This window comes from Chryseobacterium sp. Leaf404, from assembly GCF_001424145.1.
Taxonomy (GTDB): Bacteria; Bacteroidota; Bacteroidia; order Flavobacteriales; family Weeksellaceae; genus Chryseobacterium.
Genome location: NZ_LMQM01000013.1, coordinates 216,814 through 235,031 on the forward strand (window position 1 = coordinate 216,814; position 18,218 = coordinate 235,031).

Annotated in this window: 19 protein-coding genes; 7 read left to right on the forward strand and 12 right to left on the reverse strand. The window is 35.5% G+C overall.

Annotated elements, in window-relative coordinates; translation table 11 throughout:
* Positions 1–125: 125 nt before the first annotated feature.
* The 7 genes from ASG31_RS18265 to lpxK form a co-directional block, all read right to left on the reverse strand.
* Positions 126–716: an ATP-binding protein gene (locus ASG31_RS18265; RefSeq protein ID WP_157844478.1), complete on the reverse strand. Its 591-nt coding sequence runs from the start codon at positions 714–716 to the stop codon at positions 126–128.
* 60 nt (positions 717–776) lie between these two features.
* A complete protein-coding gene (locus tag ASG31_RS18270) occupies positions 777–1,016 on the reverse strand; it encodes an AAA family ATPase (RefSeq protein ID WP_082504605.1) in 240 nt (79 codons plus the stop codon).
* A gap of 17 nt (positions 1,017–1,033) precedes the next feature.
* A complete protein-coding gene (locus ASG31_RS18615) occupies positions 1,034–1,180 on the reverse strand; it encodes a hypothetical protein (protein ID WP_157844479.1) in 147 nt (48 codons plus the stop codon).
* Between the two features lie 199 nt (positions 1,181–1,379).
* Positions 1,380–2,000 (reverse strand): response regulator, encoded by a 621-nt coding sequence (locus ASG31_RS15200; RefSeq protein WP_082504606.1) that lies wholly within the window; start codon positions 1,998–2,000, stop codon positions 1,380–1,382.
* Between the two features lie 102 nt (positions 2,001–2,102).
* Positions 2,103–5,090, reverse strand: a complete 2,988-nt coding sequence (locus ASG31_RS15205; RefSeq protein ID WP_056034586.1) for a histidine kinase — start codon at positions 5,088–5,090, stop codon at positions 2,103–2,105.
* 128 nt (positions 5,091–5,218) lie between these two features.
* A complete protein-coding gene (locus tag ASG31_RS15210; protein WP_056034589.1) occupies positions 5,219–5,734 on the reverse strand; it encodes a TlpA family protein disulfide reductase in 516 nt (171 codons plus the stop codon).
* 135 nt (positions 5,735–5,869) lie between these two features.
* Entirely contained in the window at positions 5,870–6,895 is a 1,026-nt protein-coding gene (gene lpxK, locus ASG31_RS15215) for a tetraacyldisaccharide 4'-kinase (protein WP_056034591.1), read from the reverse strand.
* A gap of 266 nt (positions 6,896–7,161) precedes the next feature.
* Here lpxK and truA point away from each other — a divergent pair, with 266 nt between their 5' ends.
* The 4 genes from truA to ASG31_RS15235 all read left to right on the forward strand — a co-directional run bounded on the left by truA (position 7,162) and on the right by ASG31_RS15235 (position 10,673).
* Positions 7,162–7,902, forward strand: coding sequence for a tRNA pseudouridine(38-40) synthase TruA (gene truA, locus ASG31_RS15220; protein WP_185113223.1), 741 nt, complete (start codon positions 7,162–7,164; stop codon positions 7,900–7,902).
* A 57-nt stretch (positions 7,903–7,959) separates the two neighbouring features.
* Positions 7,960–8,304 (forward strand): hypothetical protein, encoded by a 345-nt coding sequence (locus ASG31_RS15225; protein ID WP_056034596.1) that lies wholly within the window; start codon positions 7,960–7,962, stop codon positions 8,302–8,304.
* 129 nt (positions 8,305–8,433) lie between these two features.
* Positions 8,434–10,191, forward strand: coding sequence for an ABC transporter ATP-binding protein (locus ASG31_RS15230; protein ID WP_056034599.1), 1,758 nt, complete (start codon positions 8,434–8,436; stop codon positions 10,189–10,191).
* Between the two features lie 269 nt (positions 10,192–10,460).
* Positions 10,461–10,673: a hypothetical protein gene (locus ASG31_RS15235; RefSeq protein ID WP_056034602.1), complete on the forward strand. Its 213-nt coding sequence runs from the start codon at positions 10,461–10,463 to the stop codon at positions 10,671–10,673.
* A gap of 46 nt (positions 10,674–10,719) precedes the next feature.
* Here ASG31_RS15235 and ASG31_RS15240 read toward each other — a convergent pair whose 3' ends face one another.
* Both ASG31_RS15240 and ASG31_RS15245 read right to left on the reverse strand, forming a co-directional pair.
* A complete protein-coding gene (locus ASG31_RS15240) occupies positions 10,720–11,244 on the reverse strand; it encodes a DUF6702 family protein (RefSeq protein ID WP_056034605.1) in 525 nt (174 codons plus the stop codon).
* A 56-nt stretch (positions 11,245–11,300) separates the two neighbouring features.
* Complete coding sequence (locus ASG31_RS15245; RefSeq protein WP_056034607.1) at positions 11,301–11,534, reverse strand: hypothetical protein; 234 nt, start codon at positions 11,532–11,534, stop codon at positions 11,301–11,303.
* 66 nt (positions 11,535–11,600) lie between these two features.
* On the opposite strand from ASG31_RS15245, the gene ASG31_RS15250 reads away from it, so the two are divergent.
* A complete protein-coding gene (locus tag ASG31_RS15250; RefSeq protein ID WP_056034610.1) occupies positions 11,601–12,179 on the forward strand; it encodes a HupE/UreJ family protein in 579 nt (192 codons plus the stop codon).
* Positions 12,180–12,240: 61 nt separating this feature from the next.
* Entirely contained in the window at positions 12,241–14,622 is a 2,382-nt protein-coding gene (locus ASG31_RS15255; protein ID WP_056034613.1) for a M1 family metallopeptidase, read from the forward strand.
* A 116-nt stretch (positions 14,623–14,738) separates the two neighbouring features.
* Here the strand turns inward: ASG31_RS15255 and ASG31_RS15260 are convergent, their stop codons facing one another.
* On the reverse strand, positions 14,739–15,110 hold the full coding sequence (locus tag ASG31_RS15260) for a winged helix-turn-helix transcriptional regulator (protein WP_056034616.1): 372 nt from the start codon (positions 15,108–15,110) through the stop codon (positions 14,739–14,741).
* Positions 15,111–15,206: 96 nt separating this feature from the next.
* Here ASG31_RS15260 and ASG31_RS15265 point away from each other — a divergent pair, with 96 nt between their 5' ends.
* Positions 15,207–16,091: an NAD(P)H-binding protein gene (locus tag ASG31_RS15265; protein ID WP_056034619.1), complete on the forward strand. Its 885-nt coding sequence runs from the start codon at positions 15,207–15,209 to the stop codon at positions 16,089–16,091.
* Positions 16,092–16,246: 155 nt separating this feature from the next.
* Here ASG31_RS15265 and ASG31_RS15270 read toward each other — a convergent pair whose 3' ends face one another.
* Both ASG31_RS15270 and ASG31_RS15275 read right to left on the reverse strand, forming a co-directional pair.
* Entirely contained in the window at positions 16,247–17,524 is a 1,278-nt protein-coding gene (locus tag ASG31_RS15270) for an ectonucleotide pyrophosphatase/phosphodiesterase (protein ID WP_056034622.1), read from the reverse strand.
* A gap of 168 nt (positions 17,525–17,692) precedes the next feature.
* Positions 17,693–18,199, reverse strand: coding sequence for a hypothetical protein (locus ASG31_RS15275; protein WP_056034626.1), 507 nt, complete (start codon positions 18,197–18,199; stop codon positions 17,693–17,695).
* Positions 18,200–18,218: the final 19 nt, after the last annotated feature.

Below are 18,218 nucleotides of genomic sequence, written 5' to 3' on the forward strand. Positions count from 1 at the left end.
CAATCATCTAATGACAAAGGGATTTAAATGATTTATCAAAAAAACGATCCGTCTTATAAAATATAATCCAAATAATTTTCCTGATTGATAATTCAAATCCAGCATTGGGATAAGATTTTGCTAATTCAGTTGGGATTTTTGATATGCTTTTTCCCCATTTGTATTTCAAATGCTTGTAGTTGCTCATTTTTTTCTTCAGTTCTATCTATTTCTTGTTTGGTGTGGGTACGCCAGAAATAATCAAATACAAAATCTTGTTTGTAATCCATTGCTTTTCTGCGTTCAGAATTGAGGTAATTCTCCCACAATTTTCCCGAATCTTCCCTCATATTAAATGGATTGAAAGAATTGATAATCGCATTCCGAATGCCATTATCTACAAAATACCATTTTTTCATTTTGGTGATTTCATTATCCCGATGTCTGCAAAATCGCGACACGCTGTAGATGATAAATACTTTACGAAACAAATCCAGATATTTTTCGACCGTGTTTTTACTAATTTGCAAATCTCTGCCAATGCTTTCCAACGAAACTTCGCTACCCGTTCTGAAAGCGATTATTTGTAATAATGCAATTATTTTGTCCCGTTTTTTAATGCCTTCAAATGCCAATATATCTCGTAAAAGTTGGTTGTTTACAATTTCCTTTAGATACGTTATTTTATCTTCTCGATTTTTCAATTTTGTGAGTTCAGGATAGCCAATAAAAATCAATCTGTCTTTGAGATTGCCTTTAGTTTCTAAAAAAATTTCAGTTTGCGAAAACTCCATTTGCTACATTGGGTGCAACATTATGGTTTTCATTCTGCCAACTAAAGGTTCCCCAATTTGGTTATTGATTTCGAACGCAGATGAGCCTGTGATCAATACTTTTAAACCTTCGATGGTATCCATCAACTTCAATTTTTTGCCAATATTTGCAATTTCTTGGGCTTCGTCAATTATTAAAAACCGAGTGTCGCCCAAGATTCGGTTGAAGTTTGCGGTGCTTTGAATTTCTAATAACTGATGCATTTCTACATCGTCTCCATTTAAAAAAGAATTTTTTCGGTACTATCTTTTATTATTTTATTGATTAATTGCGTTTTACCAACACGTCTTGAACCTAACAAAACAACCACTTTATTCGCTTGAAGCTTATCAGAAATGATTTTTTCGGCTAATCTATTATGTTCCATATTCTTACATTTTGAATACACATATACTCAACAAACACAAATACCGCCATCTAATTGACGGAAATAAATAAAATTCCGTCAGTTTATAATGGTGTAAAATTGATGAAATTAGTAATTGGAATTTTTTAATTATAGATTTTCGCCTTATTAATCATTAATTTTCAAAGCAAAACCTAATTCTTATAAATTTTGAAACTTTTTACGGTTGCGAATTCCTGTAATACCAATAAATCGCCTCTCCCAAAGATGAAATATGCAATTTCTCGTAAATATGTTTCGTGTGCGTATTAATCGTAGAATAACTCACTCCCAGTTTATCGGCGACCATTTTGTAGCTCAAACCTTCTGAAAGAAATTTCAAGACTTCCTGTTCTTTTGGAGTAAGTATTTCCTGTGTTTTTTTCGGGACAAAATATTCCATCACTTTTCTTGCGATTGCAGGATTCATCGATGCTCCACCTTCATACACTTCTTCTATCGCCTGCAAAATTCGGGTCGGATTGTCGGATTTTAAAATATAACCGCTTGCTCCGTTCGAAATGGCTTTAAAAACTTTGTCGCTATCATCAAAAGCCGTTTGAATCAAGACTTTAATCTGTGGGAATTTAGATTTTATCCTTTTTAGACCTTCAATTCCATCAACTTTTGGCATATTGATGTCCATTAAAACTACATCTGGAGAATACAGGGTCATTTCATCCAAAACATTTTCACAACATTCTGCATCGCCAATGTACAAAAGGTTATCGCTCAAAGAAATCAGTGCCTTTAAGCTTTGTAGCCGTTCTGGGCTGTCATCGTATGCGAATATTCTGATCATTTTTTTAAAATTAAAACCTTCAAGATTTCAAAAACCTTGAAGGTTTGTAATACTGTGGTTATTAGTTTTCTACTACAAATGTATCCGTAAAAACACGATTTCTCAATCCCTAATTGTAGGGATAATAATTTTAACTAAAGTTCCAGGATTGCAGACAATCTCAAATTTTCCGTTCATTTCTTCGGTGCGTTTTTTCATATTGTGCAAGCCGTTTCCTTTTTTGTTTTCCAGATTAAAACCAATTCCGTTATCAAAAATTCCCAAATGATATTCTTCATTTTTCTTCATTAAATCTACTTCAACTTTCGTTGCCTCACTGTATTTTGCAATGTTATTCAAAGCTTCTTTACAAATGAGAACAATATTTTTCCGCATCGTAAAATCTTTAATTTCCTGATCAATTTCCGGACAAACCTTAATCTGAAAAGGAATTTCTGTGTGACCCAAAATTTCATTGGCAGAGTTGATAATTCTCGTACTCAAAGACATAAATTCGTTTTTCCCGGGCTTCAAACTCCAAATAATATCGCCGATGTTTTCTGAAATATGTTTTGCCTGAGCTTCAATTTTTTGCAGTATTATTTCTGTTTGCAAAGGATCTTTGGTCATCATTTTCCGGGCAATTGCAGAATTTATTTGCAAACTACTGAGCGTCGCACCCAAATCATCGTGCAGATTTGCGGTGATTTTGTTCCGCTGATTATCCATATCCAATTCGTGTTGGTAGAATTCTTTTTGTTTCAAGAACCGCCATCTTCCATAAAGCGCAAAAATTCCTCCGAAAAACAAACCACTTACCAAAATCCAAAATAAAATGGTTTCGTAAAAGGCTTTTTCTATCGTGATTTCTATTTTTTTGAATCCCGAAAATTGGTTCGAAAATTTATCATAGATCGCAAATTCTACCATATAATCTCCCTGAGACAAACTGTTGAATATCAACGGACTTTTCGGTAAAATCATTCGCCATTTGTTTTCTTTATTTTTTATTCTGTAAAACAATTTCCGCTGTTTCCCGAATTCTAAATCTTTAATAAAAACCTTGAGGTTAATATTGTTTTCATCATTTTTCAATGTTAATTTCTCGATGGAATTGAAGCCATTTATCGCTTCTATTCTTTTATTATTAATAAGAATTTCATCAAAATAAATTTCCGTTTGGTAATGAGATTTTATTTTCAAGGGCGGTTTGAAATAATTAAAACCATTAACACCCCCGAAATACAGCGTTCCATCGCGGGTTTTCAAAAAAGCCCGGTTGTTGAAATCCCAATGCTGAATCCCATCTTCCAGGTCATAATTAATGATTCTGAACGTATTTTTTTCGATAGAACTCAATCCTCTTTGATGGCTGCACCACGCGTTTCCATCATCGTCAATCAAAATTCCGTAGATGTAAGTTCCCGCCAAACCGTTGTTGCTGTCGAATTTATTGAGGATTTTAAAATTTTTGTCTAAAAGAAAAACACCTTCGTTGGTTCCTACCCAAAATTGATTCGCTTTTTCATCTTCCTGAAGATAAAATGACTGCACACCAGGAAGAATTTTTTTTAAAATTTTAACAGATTTGTCGGGATTTATTTGAGCCAAAATCATATCGCCGTTCAGATAACTTATCGCCACTCGGTTTTGGCTGATTTTGTTGATGTAAAAGCCATTTTTCTCGGGAAGCGCTTTTATTTTTTCAATTGTTTTCTGTTTTTCATTCAGCCAAAAAATGCCATTAGAAAAAGAAAGCATTAGCGGAAAATCTTTAAAAACCGCCATCGATTGAAAACGAGAATTGTTTGTATTTTCAATTTTGAAAATGGTTTTCAATTTTTCCTTACTATCTAAAAACGCAATTTGATGGTAATTTTTCCCTTCTTGGTAAATCCAATTTCCATTTCTTTGTGCATCAAAATAAACTCTGGATATAAAAGTTTTAGTTTTTGAAACCGGCACCAAACTATTTATCAATCCGTTATGTTCCATATTCTTATCAACCAGTACATTTCCGTTGGGTAATTCTGCAAAACTACCAACGCCCATCGTTTTGAAATAAGAAAATTTTTGGTCTCTGAAAGATTCTGAATTGCCTAAAATTTTCCTGTCAAAATTGAAAATAGATTGTCCCAAACCATCATCGCAAAACCAAAGTCTGCCTGTTTTATCAAAGGTCAAACTGTAAGCTCTCCGATAATTTTCTATATATTTTTGATTAAAACTATTGTTTGAAAGAATGATTTTATTTTCTATTTTTAATGCCAAAACATTTTGGTGATGGGCGATAGAAGATACTGCATTCAGTTTTTCACCATCAATTTCGGCGATTGTCTTTTTTCTAAAATCTTTGAGATTAAAGATTAGCAAGCTGTTTTTTGTGCCTATGTATAAAATATTTTTTTCGCTGTCATAGTCAGATGAATAGATAATTTCATCGTTTTTACCTAGCGGGAAATCGCTTTTCTTCGATTTCATATTATAGCGTACAATTTGGTTTCCCGAAAAACCCCAAAGATTACTTTCTTTATCAAAAAATGGCATTTGATTAAAAAACGAGGTTCCATTGCTACCGTAAACATGCAAAGAAACCATTGGTTCTATGGGTAATTGCGTAATTTTCTCAATTTTTTTGGAAGTAACATCAAACGTTGCCAACTCAAAATTTTCATTGAAACACCAGATTTTCCCATCAAAAAACCCAATCGGAATGGCGGTTTTGGTTTTAGAATTTTTGAAAATTTCTATTAATCTAAATTCATCTTTAAGGTAATCGTATTGGTACAAACCTCTCGTAGAACCGATGTACAGGTTTTTGGTGTCTTCTGCAAATCCGTAACCTTGCTGTAAATTGGGGCAGTTTTTAAAGTAATAATTGAGGTTATAAACTTTCACATTCGAGCCATCAAAACGGTTGAGTGCATCGTTTGCCGTAATCCACATAAAACCTTTGCTGTCTTCAAACCGAAAATAATTGGATCCTTGCGAAAGCCCATCGTCTTGGGAAACCCGGGAAATATTGAAGTGATTGAGATTTAATTGTGCAAAAAAATAATTTCCGCAACAGAGCAAAATCAAAAAACAGAACATTTGCTTTAAAGAAATCATTGGAAATTAGTTTTAAGTAAATTTAGATAAAAAATCTTCATTTTAATGCAAAAAAAATCATCCCAATTTGAGATGATTAGTGATTAATTGATTGTTTTTTCACCTAAACCTTTGCCTCAGCCTCCACTTTATTTCGAAAGTTTATCAATTGTAGCCTGAATTTCCGGATCTTCCGGAGAAATGGCGTAGTATTTTGCAATCTGAGAAGTCTGGTCAATCACCATGTATCTCGGAATCCAGTTCAGCTCGATGTAATTGTTGAAATCATTTTTCCAGCCAGATGAAAACCAATAATTTTCTTTGTCTTTCATAGCATGTTTTTCGAGGCTTCTGTCAAAACCTTCTTTTGATCTTTCGAGTGAAAAATAGATAAAATCTACATCAGGATTTTTTTCTTCCAGTTCTTTGGCTTTCGGCATTGCTTTCAGACAGTCTCTGCACCATCCAGCCCAGAAATCAATGACCAGAACTTTACCTTTATGCTGATTTAAAATTTCCTGAATGCTGATTGATTTCCCATCTTCATCCTGAAGTTTGTGGCTTAGAGCTTCCTTTGAAAATTCCTTTTTTGAAACCTCAGGCGCCTGCTGTGAACAGCCTAAAGTGAAAACACTCAACATCATGAACGTCAGTAACTGCTTCATATTTAATTTTTATGCAAATCTAAACATTGAAACGTAATTTTTATGATGACACTGTATGATTTAACATAATATGAGAGATTGAGAAACTCTATTTTGAGCAAAACAAAATCCGCAACGGTTGCTGCGGATAAGATTTTATCTTTTATTCACGAAATTCATAATTTCCTGATTGAATTCTTCTTTTTTATCAATGACAACATTGATTGGCCAGTAGTAAACGAGATCTCTCAGATAATCAAAAGTTTTCAGGCGAACAAAATCTTTTTCGGTGGTTAAAATCAATCTGTACTCACCCAGTTTTTTGTACTCAGCAAGGATATTTTTTATGTCTGAATCTGTAAAATTATGATGATCTCTGAATTTCAAATGCTTTACACGCTGGGAAAATTTCGCCAGATGAGCCAGCAAAGGTTTCGGGTTGGCAATTCCTGTAATCAGAAGAATGTCGTAATAATTCAAATTGTTATCGGGAAGTATTTTTTCTCTTCCGTATACATTTTCGTCGTATCCTATGGAAGAAAAAAATACTTTCTGCCCACGTTCAGGCCGTATTCTGGAGATGTAGTACTGTTTGGTTTCATCGGTGAGTTCATCCGGGCATTTGCTTACCATGATGATGTCTGCACGTTTGGCACCGCTCCGGGATTCTCTCAAATCTCCTGCCGGCAAAAGATGATCTTTAAAGTAAGGATCATTAAAATCGGTCATCAGAATATTGAATCCTGCTTTTATCGCTCTGTGCTGAAATGCATCATCGAGAATCAAAACATCCAGATCCATATCTTCGATCACTTTTCTGGCTCCCGGAACGCGTTCTTCAGAAACAGCTATGACGAACCTGTTTTTAAATCTTTCAAATAGCTGCATGGCTTCATCGCCTACGGTTTTGTAGTTGCTTTCGTAGTTGGTAATGCCATAACCTTTCGTCAGCCTTCCGTAACCTCTCGAGAGAACTCCTGTTCTGTACTGTTTTGAGAGACTTTTTGCCAGATACATCACCATCGGAGATTTTCCGCTTCCGCCCACAGACAGATTACCGACGTTGATCACCGGTGTGCGAAATTGTGTAGATTTAAAAATCCCCAGATCATAAAATGAGTTCCGAAAACCGGTAACCGCACGATAACCCAGAGAAAAAGGATAGAGATACCATCTTTTCATATGTAGATATCTATTTTTTTAAATTGCCATATATTATCGCTATATCTTCATTGGTGTTTACAACAAAATTTTTGTAATGGAGATTTCATACGGTGGCAAAAATAAGAATTTTTAAACCTATTGAGGGATGTTTTTAGTCAGTTTTCAAATAAATCTGTAAAATTTAATCGTCAAATTGAAGTATTTTTGCAGAACTGTTTTGATATTTAAAATTTATACCCAAATTTTAAAATTCTCAACTTCAAACCTACCTTCAAACTTTATATATCTTGAGATATTTTATAGAATTTTCATACAACGGAAAAAATTATTTTGGCTATCAGATTCAGCCGAATGCAGTTTCTGTGCAGGAAGAATTAGAAAAAGCACTTTCAACTATTTTAAGGGAAGAAATAAAAACCACAGGAGCAGGACGTACTGACACCGGCGTACATGCGAAGAAAATTTTTGCCCATTTTAATACAGAACACGTTTTAGACTCTCATTTCACGAGAAAGCTGAACAGTTTTTTGCCAGCAGATATTTCAGTTAAAAGAATATTTGAGGTTAGAGATGACTTCCATGCCCGTTTTGATGCCACTTTCAGAACGTATGAATATTATATTTCTCAGGAAAAAAATCCTTTCACTCAGGATTCTGCGTGGCAGCTGTGGAAGAGAAATTTAGATATCAATAAAATGAATGAAGCCTGCAAAATTCTGTTTGAATACGAAGATTTTACAAGTTTTTCTAAACTTCATACCGACAACAAAACCAATAACTGCACAATATACAGAGCAGAATGGGAACAGCATGGTTCAGAATTAAAATTTACCGTTTCTGCCAACCGTTTTTTGCGGAATATGGTTAGAGCCATCGTAGGAACTCTGGTAGAGGTAGGCGCAAGCAAGATCAAGCCTGACGATGTAAGAAAAATAATTGAAGACAAAGACCGCAGTTCTGCCGGAACCTCTGCCCCAGCGCACGGTCTGTATCTGGTGGATGTAGGATATAATTTTAGTGAGTGAAAAATGATAAAGTTTCGGAAATAATCTCTAAATTTATCTTTTTACAAAACTAATGCTATGCTTTCTATTTTTATTCTGATCGGCGCTTACCGTTATTACGCAGGATTGGCAGAAGCCTACCGCAAAACCAAGTGGCACTACGGTGTTCTGGCCATTGCTATTTATATCGGTTCCCAGCTGATGTTCGGTGTCTTGTATGGCGCTTACCTGATTATTACAGACCCTTCTGCAGCAAATAACATGAATTACACCGGTTTTTCTCTGGTCAACTTTTTAGGCTGGATTGTCTCAGTGATAATAGTTTATCTTGTTTATCTTTTTTTGAAGAAAAAGTTTAAACTTGAGGCAGCTAAAAAACCTCTTTACGAAATAGACGAAATCGGTAAAGGAGATCCTGCTTAAATTCCGGGAGATTTTTTACCAATTAGAGACAATCTGAAAATTTTAGAGAAACCTTTACAGTGCTTTCCTGTTTTAAAGTATTATTTTTGCATAGAATTTTAAAATAAGTTTTTCAGTTCGTTAAAAATAATGAAGAAGCAAGACACCTGGGATATTGTAAAGAGGCTTTTCTTTATCGGAATGAAGTTCCGTTCGTGGTTTATTTTCACCCTCATCATTTCCATCGTTTTATCTGTCGTTTCTACGTACAGACCATATCTTACGATGCAGATTGTAGATAATGACATCACCAGACTTCAGGATAAAGCTTTGATGATGAAGCATATCTACATTTTGATAGGTCTTGTTTTCGCCGAAACGGTTCTGAACTTTTTTCTAGTTTATTTCTCCAATTTTATTTCCCAGAACGTAATCCGCGACATCAGGGAACGGCTTTACAACAAATTAATTTACTTCAAAACCTCATTTTTCGACAAAACACCAATTGGGCAGTTGGTTACAAGAGCCGTGGGTGATGTAGAAACTATTGCAACGGTATATACTGATGGCTTTCTGATGGTTTTCGGGGATGTTCTGAGGATTATCTTTGTTTTGGTGATGATGTTTCAGACGGATGTTCATCTGAGTTATATTTCTCTGGCGATTCTTCCGCTGATGGTTTTCATTACAAGATTTTTTCAGAAAAAACTTAAAAAAGCTTTTGGTGATGAAAGAAACTGGACTTCTACGCAAAACTCATTTGTGCAGGAAAGACTTGCCGGAATGCCCATTATTCAGGTTTTTAACAGACAGCGGGCTGAGTTTAAAAAGTTTGATGACATTAATATCTCTTTAAAAGCAGCATTGTTGAAAACGGTTCTTATTTTTTCGCTCTTCTTCCCCGTTGTTGAATTGATTTCGTCACTTTTTATAGGATTTATTTTGTTTTACGGCGGTTATATCACCATCAGTGCGGGAGTTGTGATTGCTTTTATCCAGTATATTTCAATGCTGATACGTCCTTTAAGACAGATTGCAGACCGTTTCAACAACATCCAGCGGGGAATTGTGGGTGCAGAAAGGGTTTTAGGTCTGATGGACGAAGATTACGCAATGACCAATACCGGAAAATTTGAAAAAGATCATTTTGACGGAAAGATCGAGTTTAAAAATGTCCGTTTTTCTTATGATGAAAAGCAGGAAGTTTTGAAAGGAATAGATTTTAAAGTAAATCCCGGCGAAACCGTTGCGATTGTAGGAGCAACCGGAGCGGGAAAATCTACCATCATCAGTTTGATTACAAGATTGTATGACCTCAACTCAGGTGATATTTTGATTGATGATGTTAATTTGAAAGACTACGAACTCTATAATTTGAGAAGTCACATTGGTGTGGTTCTGCAGGATGTATTCCTTTTTCACGGAAGTATTTATGAAAATCTGGCGTTTGGTGATGACACGATTACTTTGGAAAAAATAAAATCCGTTGCCAAACAAATTGAAGTAGATCAGTTTATTGAGCAGCTTCCCGGCGGTTACGAATATGTAGTGAGCGAGCGGGGCTCTTCTATTTCACTGGGGCAGAGACAGTTGCTCTCATTTTTAAGAGCATATTTATCAGATCCTAAAATTCTGATTTTGGATGAAGCAACGTCGTCAATTGACCATGAAAGTGAAAAACTGATTCAGCGGGCTACAGAAAAAATTACAAAAAACAGAACATCCATTATTATCGCCCACAGGCTTTCAACCATCGAAAAAGCCGATAAAATAATCGTTATGGAGCACGGGAAAATTGTGGAAGAAGGAACACACTTGGATTTACTGGATCAAAACGGATATTATTCTACACTGTACAAAGCACAGCTTCGTCACGAAACTGAAGTTGACGAAATGGGTAAATCTTAAATGCTTAAAGCTGTTTCTTAATCTGAAGAAGTTTTTTTAATAAGTAATTTCAAGGTGAAAAATTATTGCTTCAATTTCAAACTTTTTATTCTTCATCTGGTTTTTGATAAAATTTTCATTTATTTAAGATTTTTTACAATATATTACAAAATTCATTAGGTTTATTTAAAATATTTATTAACTTTATTCAGGAATTCTGGATAGACCCTCCTATTTTGGTAGGGTGTTTGCAGATGTAGAGTATTTTTTAACTTAACCCAAATATATAAATGAAAAATATACAGGATGAATTTCAGTATTTCAAAGAAGAAATGAAGAAATTGAAAATTGATGTAGAAAAAATCGTAAAAGTAGGAAATGGAAGTATGGATTTCCATGAGGTTTACTATAGATCACCACGATATGAGGAAGTAAAGACCGTTTATGTGCAGCGTCACAATCTGGATCATATGATCGAAAAATTTAAAGAAGTATACGCATAAAAAAATCCGGCTCAACATTTTGTTGAGCCGATTGCGTTGTATCAGGTTAAAAAACACCGAAAGTATATCGGTTAGGATAACTTAATTTTTCGCTTATCCGTTCTCCGTTGATGATTAAATGGACGATATTAATCTGATCATCAAAATAATTATATAGAAAACTCACAGCAGCTTCTACTTTTTTTGGGCGTTCTGCAGATTCGCTTTCGAGATAAATATTTACAGACTCATGATCCTCTTCATAGCCTACGAAGTTTACTTTTAAAAATTTTCCGTCGGATTTCAGTTTAAAATATTCTGCGCTGTAGTTTTTTAATGCTTCATTAAGCTGATTTTTAAATTTCAGATCATTGAAATGAAAAGGCTTTCCGTATTTTTTTCCCAAAGCATTCTCCAGGTCATCCATGAAAAATCTTCCGGTAATCTCAAAAGTTTTAGACTTTTTATTATGATTGATTTCCACCGACCCTACATGATAAGGATGCCTGAAAGAGGTAAGAATCAAGGCAAATGAGCCAAGAAGCAGGCAGAATGCAACAGACAGCAGAGATTTAAAGAGTTTTTTATTCATTGAAGGAGTTCTAATTTTTTTTGTGGGTCAAAGTTCGCTGAGTTAATTCTGTGAATTCAACCTGCATATTTCATTATCAATAATCGAACAAAATCTTCTTTAGAAATCGTATCATCATCCCGCAAAGACGCTCCGTATTTCTCAGTAGCTTCTAAAACATTTTCAGGCAACTCTCCATTCTGCTCATATTCATTTTCAATAGACACAGATTTCACACCTTTTATTTTCTCTAAAAGCTGTTTGATAAATGCGAAATCTTCCTTATTTTCTAATTCTATATTTACAATCAAGACACTGAAATTTAGACAAAGTTAAAATAATTTTTGTATAATCGCTTTTTTAAAAACGAAACTGAAATGCAGGATTTTTTATTATATCTGAATCTGGGATGGAAACACATTATTTCTCTGGATGCACTTGATCATCAACTGTTTGTACTGGCTTTAATCGCAATCTACTCTTATTCCGACTGGAAAAAAATTTTAGTTTTAATCACCGCTTTCACCATAGGGCATTCTGTTACCTTAGCTTTAAGCATTCTGGACATTGTGAGATTGCCTTCAGACTGGGTGGAATTTCTGATTCCTTTGACTATTATTCTGACGGCTTTGGGAAATATTTTAATGAAAAACAAAAAGCAGTCGGGAAATAAAACCAATTATTATTTAGCCTTATTTTTCGGGCTGATTCACGGGTTAGGCTTTGCTAACACTGCAAGAGTAATGATTGCCAAAAGCCAGAGCATTGCTGTGCCACTTTTCGGTTTCAATGTAGGGCTTGAACTTGGGCAGATTGTGATTGTTGCAGGAATTTCAATTTTACTTTTTATCTTATTAAACCTATTTAAAGTAAACAAAAAAGACTGGATTCTTTTTGTATCGTCCGGCGTTTTTGCACTTTCACTCAAAATGACTTTAGAGAGGCTTCCGTTTTAATAATTTTTGTTGAAAACACAAACAGTTATTATTATATTTACAAATTCTTAATGCATAAGCTATGAAACTCAAAATAACTGTACTTGCTACCGCCATCTGTTCGGCTGCGTTTGCTCAGAATATTCAGAATAATCCGGGAAGCAACCACGGGAATAGGTTTGAACAGCTGGGTACCATTCTCCCTACTCCCAATATTTACCGCTCGGCATCAGGAGCTCCAGGTCACGGCTACTGGCAAAATAGGGCAGATTATGATATTACAGCTTATCTGGACGAAGACAAACGAAATCTTAAAGGATCAGAAACTGTTACCTATCACAATAATTCACCAGACGATTTAGATTACATCTGGCTTCAGCTGGATGAAAACCAACAGTCTACCGTTAAAAAAGCAGATTATCAGTTTTCTTCTACCCTTCCGAAGGCAACCACTGATCAGCAGCTGAAAGTTTCAGAGCTTCCGGCGAAAGACAATGGCTACGGCGTAAATCTGGAGAAGGTGACCGATGCCAACGGAAATCCTCTAAAATACACGGTCAACAAAACGATGATGAGGATTGATCTTCCCAAAATTTTAAAGAAAGGTGAAAAATTTATCTTCAAAATAGACTGGAATTACAACATACCGAACCGGATGCAGATGGGCGGACGCGGCGGCTACGAAAACTTCGCAGAAGACGGAAATGACCTTTACACCATCACACAATGGTATCCCAGAATGTGCGTGTACAGCGATTTTCAGGGGTGGCAGAACCATCAGTTTACAGGCCGCGGCGAGTTTGCTTTGGTTTTCGGAGATTTTAAAGTTAAAATGAATGTTCCTGCTGACCATCTGATTGGCGGAACGGGTGAATGTAAAAACTACAGCGAAGTGCTTACTCCAGCTCAGTATTCAAGATATCAGAAAGCAGAAACAGCTTCTGAGCCTGTGGAAATTGCCACTTTGGATGAAGCGAAAAAAGCAGAGAAAAATCATTCAAAGCAAAGAAAAACATGGGTTTTTGAGGCTAAAGATGTAAGAGATTTTGCATGGACTTCCTCAAGAAAATTTGTCTGGGACGGAATGAGAGTTACGATTCCTGAAAACAACAATAAAGTAATGGCGATGAGTTTTTACCCGAAAGAAGCTTATGGTTTATACAGAAAATTTTCTACTAAAGCTGTTGCTCATACCATTAAAACGTATTCAGAATTTACAATTCCTTATCCTTACCCTGTAGCTCAATCGATCGAAGCTTCCAACGGGATGGAATATCCGATGATCTGCTTTAATTACGGAAGAACAGAGAAAGACGGCACGTATTCCGAAGCCATCAAAAACGGGATGATCGGCGTAATTATTCACGAAGTGGGTCACAACTTTTTCCCGATGATCATCAATTCAGACGAAAGACAGTGGAGCTGGATGGATGAAGGATTAAATACATTCACAGAATACCTAACAGAAGAAAAATGGGACAATAAATTCCCGTCTAGAAGAGGCCCGGCATGGACGATTGTAGATTACATGAAACTACCGAAAGATCAGTTGGAACCTATCATGAGTAATTCTGAAAACATTATTCAGTTTGGACCAAATGCCTATGCAAAACCGGCTACAGGACTGAATATTCTACGTGAAACCATTATGGGAAGAGAACTTTTTGATAAAGCTTTTAAAACGTATGCCAAAAGATGGGCTTTTAAACATCCTGAGCCCGCAGATTTCTTCAGAACAATGGAAGATGCATCCGGTGAAGACCTCGACTGGTTCTGGAGAGGTTGGTTTTACGGAACTGATCCTGTAGACATTTCTATCGAAAAGGTGACGGTGGCAATTCCTGATTTTGATACGCCGCCAAGAGCTGCATCCGAAACCAAATATAAAGTGGAAGCTCCGATTCAGAATAAATATGATGATATCTCAAAAATCAGAAACCGTGAAGATAAAACCATCGTTTTTGAAGTTGAAAAAGACAAAGATCTTCAGGATTTTTATTACAGATATGACCGCGGACAGGAAAAGGTAAATGTAGACAAAGAATACACTTCGAAATCGGACGGAAGTTCAAAACTTGAGAAAAATGATGTGGAAAGACTTAAAAACATCACCGCATATCAGATTGATTTTGCCAACAAAGGCGGTTTGGTAATGCCTTTAATTCTTGAATTTACTTTTGAAGACGGCACGAAATTAAAAGATAAGACATCAGCACAGATCTGGAGACAAAATGAACAGAAAGTTTCAAAAACGTTTTATTTTGCTAAAAAACTGAAGTCTGTACAGCTTGATCCATTAAGAGAAACGGCAGATATTGATACAGATAATAACTTCTGGAGTGCAGACAGCAGCACTGCTGAAACTTCAAAGTTCCAGATATTTAAACAGAATCAGCAAGGCCCAACGAGAGGTGCAGGCAACGGAAAAGTAAATCCTATGCAGGCTGCGGGAAAGAAAAATTAAGTTTTTTTTAAAATATAAAACAGCTTCGGCGGACTGCAAAAGTCCGCCGAAGCTGTTTTTAATGAATTTAAGATTTTACAAATGCTTTGTATTAAAAACTCATTCCACAGAAATGTTTATTCTGCCATATTATACTTTTGCTCCATATCGTTATAAGCCCAGTCTGCCATTGCATCAATTACTGGGGCAAGTTTTTTTCCGGCATCACTTAAACTGTAAGTAACATGAGGAGGAACAACCGGTTTTGCTGTTCGGATGATCAATCCGTCACTTTCTAACTGCTTCAAATGCTGTATCAACATTTTTTCTGTCACGGCTGGGATTGCTCTTTTCAATTCACTATATCTTTTCTCCCCTGCCGATAACTGAAATAAACTAATCGGCTTCCAAAAACCTGCTATTTTTTCCATAACATACATTACAGGGCATTGATCCAGCAGATTTTTTCTGTTTTCCTGAATGGTTGAATTTTCTTTAATTGCAGTCATAACGTTACATACTTTAGGGTAAGTACTTGTATAAAAGTAAGTACAAATATAACTTTGTTCTCAGAAATATCAACAAAAAAAATAAATATTTTACTTATGAAAATTACTATCACAGGCTCATTAGGAAATGTAGCAAAGCCATTAGCCCAACATCTGATTACCGAAGGTCACGAAATTACCGTAATCACCAGCAATGAAAATAAGAGAAATGAAATTGAAGTTTTAGGTGCTAGTGCTGCGATTGGCTCTATCACAGATGTAGTTTTTTTAAAAGAAGCTTTCCGCGGAGCCGATGCAGTTTTTCTCATTACTCCTCCAATGGTTGATGCAACAGACATCATCAAAAAAACTATCGTTATAGGTACAAAATATGCAGAAGCAGTTGCAGAAACCAAAGTTAAGAGATTGGTCATGCTGAGCAGCGTTGGTGCAGATTCTCCGGTTGACAACGGTCCTATTGCAGGCCTTCATCATATTGAGCAGATATACAGTAATCTTGAAAATGTTTCGTCTACTTTTCTGAGAGCAGGAAATTTTTATATTAATTTCTACAATGACATTCCCTTAATAAAAAATGCAGGAATCATCGGTTCTAATTATCCTGCACAGGTTAAAGTTCCTTTGGTTCATCCCAAAGATATTGCAAAAGCTGCCGCTGAAGAACTGGCAAAAATATCGAGTGATCAGAAAATCCGTTATGTGGTAAGCGACAACCGTGAAGCTGGGGATGTTGCTGAAGTTTTAGGAAATGCTGTTGGAAAATCAGACTTGCCTTGGGTAGAAATGACTGATGCGCAGATTTATGAAGCAATGTCTCAGTCCGGACTTCCAACAGAGATGGCAAAGCTGTACGAAGAAATGGGAAGAGGGATCAGAACCGGTGTGGTGCAGAAAGATTTTATCGCGAATGGTTCTCCTGCAGCTGGCAATGTGAAACTGGAGGATTTTGCACAAGAGTTTGCGGAAAAGTTTAATTCTTAGATCTTTTAAATCAAATTTTTAATTAAAATTTTTAATCCGGTTTTAGAATTTAAAAACACAATCGGCGAGTCACAGGCCCGCCGATTTTATTTCTTTATCATATTTTTGACAGAATTTTATCATACTCTCTGTTATTTTCAGTCGGCACTTGTATTTTATTTCTTTAAAATTGGGTTCAATATCTTGAGATTTCCGTCAATCTTTTCTTTGATTTTTAAACCTAAAATCTCCGCGACCAATGGATAGACATTTACATTTTCAAATTCATTTATTTTTTGATTATTTTTAAATGCCGGGCCCCACGCAAAGAATGTTGCCTTCATTTCAGGAACCTGTTTTGGGTCGTAGCCATGTTTTCCAACCGATGTTTTCTGATTTTTCTCTAAAAAAACTTTCGGAGCTTTGGGAACCAGTAAAATCTGTCCGATTCTGTTGTAGCGGTCATCTCTAGTCGCGAAATGCAGATATTTTGGCAATTTTTTATCTAAATAAACTTCGTAATCTGAAGATTTCTGCGCTTTCAGTTCTTTATACACCCTTTTCACCTCAGCAGGATTTTTCACATAAACCCTCAGCAAAGTCTGAGAATTATAAAAATCAAATCTGTTTTTATCAAATAACATCTGAGGAATTTCCAAAGGGTTCCCGCCATCCACCTGAATCATTCCATGATCGGAAACGAAGATAAAATTCACATCTTTCAAACCTAAATCTTTCACTTTCTGAACTAAATCACCAATCGCTGCGTCTACCAGCTGAACTGCCACTTCTGCCTCTTTCGCTTCAGGACCGAAATGATGACCTGCCCCATCCACTTCAGGGAAATATATGGAAATAAAATGCGGTCTTTGATCTTCAGGCAGTTTCAGCCAACTGATGACTTTTTCTACTTTTTCTGAAGGTGTAAATTTCTCGTGATATGGATAATAATACGTTGGCCTTTTTTCTCCAGCTTCGCTCGCAGAACCCACCCACTGCATCGAAGCGCTTACCATACCATGTTTTTCTGCAAGTGCCCAAAGCGGAGTTCCGCCGTACCATTTCCCGTCTTCTACAATTTCTTTTTTGTTCATGGCGTAGTTTTTCTGCCATTTGTAATCGTGGAAAAAATTATCAATTAAGCCGTGATGTGAAGGATATAACCCCGTAACTAGACTCCAATGGTTTGGGAAAGTAATACTGGGATAACTTGGAATCATAGCTTTAGCCTGAATGCCTTCATTTGAAAATTTCAAAAGATTCTTCGCATCGTATTTTTCAGCATAATCATATCTGAAACCGTCTGCAGAAATCATAATCACGTAAGGCTTTGACTTTGCATCAGTATTGTTGAATCTATTGGGTATAATAATTTGTGCAGTATCAATTTTTGTTATTTGAGCAAAAATGGTCAAAGAAAAAATCAATAGCAATAATGGTAATCTTAGCAGCATTATTTAAAATTTTCGGCAAAGTTACTTTCTGTATTTATGAAAGAAAAGTTTTATTGATTAAAATAATTTTAAATATTATTTCTAATTTTCACTCATCTTAAAATTCATCCGTTATAAACGAAAAAGTGCTCATTAATTTAATGAACACAACTACAATGTTTACTTTTATTAAAATTCAATCGAATTTGTCTCTAATTTATTAATTTTTCTTTGCTTAATAATCTGATAAACAGAACCTACAATAAAAAGTATAAAAATAATAAGCAAGGTTTTACTAATCAGAGGATCATTGATGTCTTTCGCTAAGGGATGCCCAAACGGAACTCTGGTAAGTGTTTCATTGACGGTGGGAAGCATTGACAAAAGAAAACTGAAAGCCATGAGAAAATTTTCAAAATAGCGTGCTTTATTATTTCCTCCTTTTTTGCTGTGAAGAAAAAATGCAACCGTTACAAGAATCAAAATCATTAGTGAAAGTGCATGTCCTGCATTAAAACCACCATGTTTAGAAATTCCTAATGCCGTAAGCGAAGTAATAATGGTAAAATAAAAGTATAACTTACCTGTAATATGTTTCAAATTAATTTTACCGTATCTGATAAATGATATTAGCGCTGATAAAATGGCAACAACGCCAATCACTGTGTGAAAAATCCCTAAGTTTGATAGTCCCATTTTAGTATTTTTTTAATTT